The organism is Pseudomonas sp. R62, from assembly GCF_000257605.1.
In the GTDB taxonomy this organism is placed as follows: domain Bacteria; phylum Pseudomonadota; class Gammaproteobacteria; order Pseudomonadales; family Pseudomonadaceae; genus Aquipseudomonas; species Aquipseudomonas atacamensis.
The window spans coordinates 2,522,634-2,529,146 of record NZ_JH635998.1; the positions used below are offsets into that span (position 1 = coordinate 2,522,634).

The following is a 6,513-nucleotide window of genomic DNA, read 5'->3' on the forward strand; positions in this document are numbered from 1 at the left end:
TTCGCAACCCAACGGGGATAAATCCCCTCGCCACAGGGCCCAGTTCCAAATCTGGTTTTAAGCAGTCCAGGGAGACTGGCGGATGACCTCGACGAAATTCATCGGTTTGAACCCCGGCTCCTGATCCACCAGCACATCAGTCTTCACATTGCCAAACGTGGTATGCGGGCGATGACGCAAGCCGTCGGCGAACGCGCAGATGATGCACTCCTTGAAACCTTCCCCACGTGGATGCGCATGCACCACCGCTTCGCGCTGCACGCTGCTGAACGCCGCGTAGTCCATGCCCAGCACGTCCATCTCCACCCCGGCGGTCACCAGCGCGACGGTCGGGCGCAGATGCCTGGGTACGCCCGGCGTGGTGTGCAATGCGATCGACAGCCACACCTGCTCGATGTCGTCGTCGCTCAGCCCGTACGGTTTGAGAAAGGCTGCGGCGGCATTAGCGCCGTCCACTTCGAAGCGCTCGTCATCGCTGCGATGACCTGCGACCAGACCAAGGTCGTGGAACATCGCCCCGACATACAGCAGCTCCGGGTTATAGGCCAATTGCTGGCGCTCGCCGCTCAGGGCACCGAACAGAAACAACCGGCGCGAGTGGTGATAAAGCAGGTCGGATTCGATGTCGCGGATGTATTCGGTGGTGGCCCGGGCGAGGGCGCTGTCAGGGATCTTGATGCCGGCGATGGTGCTGGTCATAACGGTTTCCTCGTCGAAAACGCCGTCGTGGCGCTGCTGGAGAAAGTCTGTTCCCCGCGCGCCAAGCGAACAATCGAGTCATGGCTGCGATCCTTGCCATTGCACCTGCAAATCGTGCCAAGCTCACTTGTCGGGTGTGGGCTGGCCAGGGTTAGCTCGATCAACCAGTTGGACATGGCCCATGTGGGAGCGAGCTTGCTCGCGAAAGCGGTTTCTCATTCGACAGCTATGTTGCGTGTGTTGGCCTCTTCGCGAGCAAGCTCGCTCCCACAGGTTTGTGTGTTTGCCAAAGGATCGAGGACGTTTCAGTCATGAACAAATCCGTCGCCATTGTGGTGTTCCCCGGCGTGCAGTCACTGGACGTCAGCGGCCCGATGGACGTGTTCGCCGAAGCCAACCGCTTTCTTGCGCCGCAGGATCACTATCGCTTGCAAGTGATCGGCGTCGAGCATGGACCGATGGCCTGTTCCAACGGCATGAGCCTGAACGCCCACTGCCACTTCAGCGAAGCAAAGGATAGCCCCGACCTGTTGCTGGTCGCCGGCGGCCCGCAATTGCCGTTCATGGATTTTGGCCCCACGTTCGATGCCTGGCTGCGTGAAGCCTGTGGCCGCGCCCGGCGTTTCGGCTCGATCTGCAACGGTGCGTTCATGCTCGCCCGCGCCGGTTTGCTCGAGGGGCGCACTGTCACCACGCACTGGAACGATGCCGAGGCGTTGGCGCAGTTGTGCCCGACCACGCGGGTCGAGGCGGATCGCCTGTATGTCGAGGACGGCGCGCTCTATACCTCGGCCGGGGTCACCGCGGGCATCGATCTGTCGTTGTACCTGCTGGCGCGCGACCACGGTGCCGAGGTCGCGCTGAGTGTGGCGAAACGGCTGGTGGTCTTCACCCAGCGCTCGGGCGGGCAATCGCAGTTCAGCCCGTTCCTCACGCCGCATGCCGAGCCGACGTCAGCGGTGGCGCTGGTGCAGTTGTATGTGCTGGCCAATCTCACTGGCGATCTGACGATCGCCGATCTGGCCAATGCGGCGAACATGAGTGCGCGCACTTTCTCCCGGATGTTTGCGCGGGAAGCGAAAGTGACCCCGGCGGAGTTTGTCGAACGGGCGCGGGTGGATGCGGCGCGGGTCATGCTGGAAAGCACCACGGCGCCGCTGAAGACCGTGGCCTATCAGTGCGGGTTTCGTGATGCGCAGCATATGCGCAGTGTGTTCAACCGCAGATTAGGCGTGACGCCGCAGCAGTTTCGGATGAATTTTGCGCTGAATGTTTGATCCGGGCTTGAGCTCGAAAGCCCTCACCCCAGCCCTCTCCCAGAGGGAGAGGGAGCCGACTGCAGTGTCTGGCGTGTTACATCGACCTGAAAGACCTTATCGATTATGGATTCGGCGCCAATCTTTCACGTCGGCGTTTCTCATGAATATCCCCCAATCGGTCCCCTCTCCCTCTGGGAGAGGGCTAGGGTGAGGGGCTCTTCAGGGCTTGCGCGCAGGCAGCAGCTTCAACGTACTGCGCGTATTCGCCAGCACCTCTTCCTCGCTGAAATGCGCCTGCACATAAATCCCCTCCACATACGCCTCGGCCTGGTCGTCATAGTGAGTGTCCAAAGGCACGCCACTCTGGCCGACCGGGTTGATCGTCAGGCCATGCACCGGATCGGCGAAATCCACCAGACGTCGCGTCGACGGTCCATAGGTCACCGGCCATGGCGCCGGGCCGATCTTCGCCGAGAGGTTGTTCGGCACTTCGTGGCTGCCCGGCGCTGCGAACGGGCCGACGTTGAACAGGCGATCCAGCGGCTTCTGCTGCCCCAGCGGATGGCCGTGGGTGAGGGTATGCGCCGCGCCCCACTGCCAACCGGCCACGTTATCGCCGAGGGTCAGTTTCAGATGCGCCATGCTTGCCGCCCACGCCGTGCGCACGACATCGGCGCGGGTTTCTTTGGCTGGCGTGCTGCGATTGTCCCACCACGGTGAATCCGCCTTGGCCGCCAGGCGTGGCAGCGCCGAATCGATCACCCTCGTCGACAGCAGTGTTTCGAAGAAGTCATTGCCCAACTCATCGCGCATCGCCGCATCGGCAAGGTCGTAGAGGAACTGGTTGAACACCGTCGCGCTGATCGAATTCAGCGGATAGTCGCCAGGCCACTGCGCCAGTTGCTCGACCAGTTTCAGCTGCGCCGGATCACTGACCACCTCACGCAACACCGGCAACAGCGGCGCCAACAGACGCGGGCCGTAACCGGTCGCCGTGCCCAATTGCAGTTTTTGGTTGGCCTCGTTGCTCCACTTCACCCGGTTGTCGCTGAGCTGACGGTCAAGCTGCTGACCGCGATCGGCAAGGTTGTAGTACCCGGGAATCTCCATGCCGGTCGGCGACACGGGCTGGAAGTTGGCCGAGACGATATAGCCGCGCGCCGGGTTCTCTTCCTGCGGGTTGGCGCTGAACGGGTAATAGCCGTCCTTGTCCGCCTCAGCCGTGCTGCCGTCGAGGATGAAGCCCGGTTGCACCCCGGCCGGACGTTTGGGCAGCAGGGCCGAGGCCCACCAGGCGATATCGCCTTTGGCGTTGGCGTACACCAGATTCAGGCCCGGCGCCTGCACCTTGGCCGCTGCCGCGCGGGCCTTGGCCAAGGTGTCGGCGCGGTTGAGCTGGTAGAAGCCGTCGAGGATCGGGTTGGGTGTTTCGAGGAACGCCCACCACATCGCAATCGGGGTCTTGCCGGCAGCACTGCCGAGGGCATCGTTGACGATGGGGCCGTGCGGGGACTGGCGCAAGGTGAGGGTCACCGGCGCCTGCCCCTTCACATTGATCTGTTGTTCGGTGACGAGCATCTCGGTCCACTGACCGCGATACCAGACTTGATTGGGGTTGTCCGGGTTGACCTTCTCGGCGATCAGGTCGAGATCGTCGTTCTGGAACATGGTCAGGCTCCAGCCGAAATCGAGGTTGTGTCCCAGAAACGCGAACGGCACCAGTGCCTGATGATGGCCGTACAACTCGAAACCCGGCGCCGACAGCTGCGCCTCGTACCACACCGACGGCACCGAAAAGCGGATATGCGGATCGCCGGCCAGCAACGGCTTGCCACTCTGGCTGCGGCTGCCGGCAATCACCCAGGCGTTGCTGCCCTCGAACTGCGGCAGGCCGTTGTCGAGCAGCGCCTGTTCGCTGAGGCGGGCGAGGGCGGTGAGGTCCTGCCAGTCGCCGGCGGCAAGGGCCGGTGCGTGCCGGGTGTGATCGGTGGCCAGAACGCCTTTGGCCTGCCAGTCGAGATCGAACACATCGAGGTAATCGGCGCCGAGCTGATCGCGTACGTAGGTCAGCAGCGGCTCGGTGCGAAACGCGGCGGCAAAGCTGTAGGCCATGTAACCGGCGACGCTGATGCTGTCTTCGGCCGTGAACGGCCGCTTGGGGATGCCCAGCACGTCGAACTCGATCGGCGCGGCGTGGCTGTCTTGATATTGGTTGATGCCGTCCAGATAGGCTTGCAGGCCCTTCCATGCCGGCGACTGCTTGTCGAGGCTGGCGACGTAACTGGCCGCACGCTCGCGGATGCGCAGGCTGCGGAACAGTTTGTCGGTGTCGAGCAGTTTCGGCCCGAGCACTTCGGCCAGCTCGCCCCGGGCGAGGCGACGCATGGCTTCCATCTGGAACAGGCGGTCCTGCGCGTGCACGTAACCGAGGGCGCGATAGAGGTCGGTTTCGTTCTCGGCGCGGATATGCGGCACACCGCGCTCGTCGTAGCGCACGGTCACCGAGCCTTGCAGATTGCGCAGCTCGACCTGGCCCTGGCGCGTCGGCTGCTTGCTGTAGATATACCCGCCGGCGGCGCCGAGCAGGACAACGATGAGCAAGGCAACGACGATCAACGCACGCTTCATGGTGACTCCTTGTGCAGGCGAAAAGGCCGCCCGTCGGGCTGCAAACATTTAGCACAGAGCATCTGTGCGGTGCAGCGCTGTCCTTGAAAAGTCCGGAATGCCTTACTTCGCGTCCGCCGGCCACGGGCAATAACAACCCACCGCCAGCGTATGCGTGGCATTGACCGGGCGATCTTCCGTCAGCGCATGCAGGATCGGTTCGATAAAGCTATTGCTGGAGTTGCAGGTCAGGCCTTCGCTGTACGGGCCGAAATAGGCGAGTTTACCGCTACGATCCCAGATCGCCACGGCGGGGCTGGCGGGGATCTGTTCGGCGCCGGGCAGGACGATGATGGTTTTCAGGCTGGCGAGGGTGGCGGGTAACTGGCCGTGGCTGCCGGGCTTTTGCACGGCGAAGAACTCCACGCCGCGAGGGCCGAACTGTTCGACCATCTCGCTCAGGTGCTGTTGATTGCCGACATTGCACGGACAGGCGGGGTCCCAGAAGTGCACAAGACGAATATTGCCCGGCCCGGCGAGGTTGTCCGGCAGGCGCAGCGGGTCGCCGGAAAATACGGCCGTATGTTCGCTGAACGCGCGCAGATAGCGGCCCTGAAACCAGTCATATGCCGTCCACAGCACCCCGGCGCAGATCAGCGCGAGCAGGCTGGCGAACAGTGCGGTGCGGTAGGGCGAACGCATGGTTTTCGATCCTCGAAAGGCCGGCTAGCTTGCCATGTCTGCCTCTACAGATGAATATCGCAGGCCGATAAAGTCCGTTTACCGCTCTGGAATACCCGCATGCCTGATACTTTCGACCCCGATCATTTACGCGCGAGCCTCAAGCCATTGGCCGAGTGGCAGCCGTTATCGGATGAGGCGAAGGCTTATCAGCGCTTCTACAAGACCGACTTCGCCGAGCGCGATGTCTGGCGCGGCATGGGCCGTTTCGAAGTCGATGGCTACGAGCTGGTCAGCCATTGCTGGTGGCCGGAGAAGGTCAAGGCGACGTTGTTTCTGCTGCACGGTTACTACGATCACATCGGCCTGTACCGGCATGTGATCGAGTGGGCGCTGGATCAGGATTTCGCCGTGATTGCCTGCGACTTGCCGGGCCATGGTCTGTCGAGCGGGCCACGGGCGAGCATTCGTGATTTCTCTGAATACCAGGATGTGTTGCAGGCGCTGTTCGCTGAAGCGAACTCGATCGCGCTGCCACAGCCTTGGCATTTGTGCGGGCAGAGCACCGGTGGCGCGATTGTCGTCGATCACCTGCTCAACCATGGCGAGAACAGTCCGGCGCAAGGGCAGGTGATTCTGCTGGCGCCATTGGTAAGGCCGAGGGCGTGGGCCTGGTCGCAGTTGAGTTATTACCTGCTGCGGCCGTTTGTACGCGGGGTCGTGCGACGCTTCAGCGAGAACTCCAACGATCCGGATTTCCTGCCGTTTCTGCAGGCCGATCCGTTACAGCCAAGGCGCCTGCCGACCAAATGGGTGGGCGCGCTGTCGCGCTGGATCATCCGCGTCGAGCACGCGAAAAAAAGTCCGCGACGGCCGCTGATCATTCAGGGGCAGGCGGACATGACTGTCGACTGGCAGCATAATCTGCAGGTGTTGAAATGGAAGTTCGACCGGCCGCAGATTCTGCTGTTGGCCGAGGCACGGCATCACCTGGCCAATGAAACGGCGGAGATGCGTGAGGAGTATTTCGAATTCTTGAGCAAGCGGATCAGGGGCCGGAATCTCTAATGCCTGGGAGGGCCTCTTCGCGAGCAGGCTCGCTCCCACAGTGGAATGCATTACAACCTGTGGAAGCGAGCCTGCTCGCGATGTGATCTTTCAGGCACCGAACATCACTGCCCGACCGCCAACCCCGCCCGAATCGCCGCCAGTGCCGCCTGGTAGTAAGCCTTGCCCTCGGTCGACTCGGCAAACGTCGCAAATTCTT

5 protein-coding genes are annotated in these 6,513 nt (G+C 62.5%); 2 read left to right on the forward strand and 3 right to left on the reverse strand.

The annotated features are described in order from the left end of the window. Positions 1-57 precede the first annotated feature (57 nt). Positions 58-699, reverse strand: a complete 642-nt coding sequence (locus OQK_RS12355) for an HD domain-containing protein (protein ID WP_016772665.1) — start codon at positions 697-699, stop codon at positions 58-60. Between the two features lie 311 nt (positions 700-1,010). Between OQK_RS12355 and OQK_RS12360 the strand changes: the two genes are divergently transcribed. Next, the gene (locus OQK_RS12360; protein ID WP_016772666.1) at positions 1,011-1,976 is read left to right on the forward strand and encodes a GlxA family transcriptional regulator; all 966 of its coding nucleotides are present in this window, start codon (positions 1,011-1,013) and stop codon (positions 1,974-1,976) included. A gap of 201 nt (positions 1,977-2,177) precedes the next feature. Here OQK_RS12360 and OQK_RS12365 read toward each other — a convergent pair whose 3' ends face one another. Together OQK_RS12365 and OQK_RS12370 are read right to left on the reverse strand one after the other, a co-directional pair. Continuing rightward, positions 2,178-4,586: a penicillin acylase family protein gene (locus OQK_RS12365; RefSeq protein WP_016772667.1), complete on the reverse strand. Its 2,409-nt coding sequence runs from the start codon at positions 4,584-4,586 to the stop codon at positions 2,178-2,180. 102 nt (positions 4,587-4,688) lie between these two features. Then, positions 4,689-5,267, reverse strand: a complete 579-nt coding sequence (locus tag OQK_RS12370) for a DUF6436 domain-containing protein (RefSeq protein WP_016772668.1) — start codon at positions 5,265-5,267, stop codon at positions 4,689-4,691. A gap of 99 nt (positions 5,268-5,366) precedes the next feature. Here OQK_RS12370 and OQK_RS12375 point away from each other — a divergent pair, with 99 nt between their 5' ends. Continuing rightward, the gene (locus tag OQK_RS12375) at positions 5,367-6,314 is read left to right on the forward strand and encodes an alpha/beta hydrolase (protein ID WP_016772669.1); all 948 of its coding nucleotides are present in this window, start codon (positions 5,367-5,369) and stop codon (positions 6,312-6,314) included. Positions 6,315-6,513: the final 199 nt, after the last annotated feature.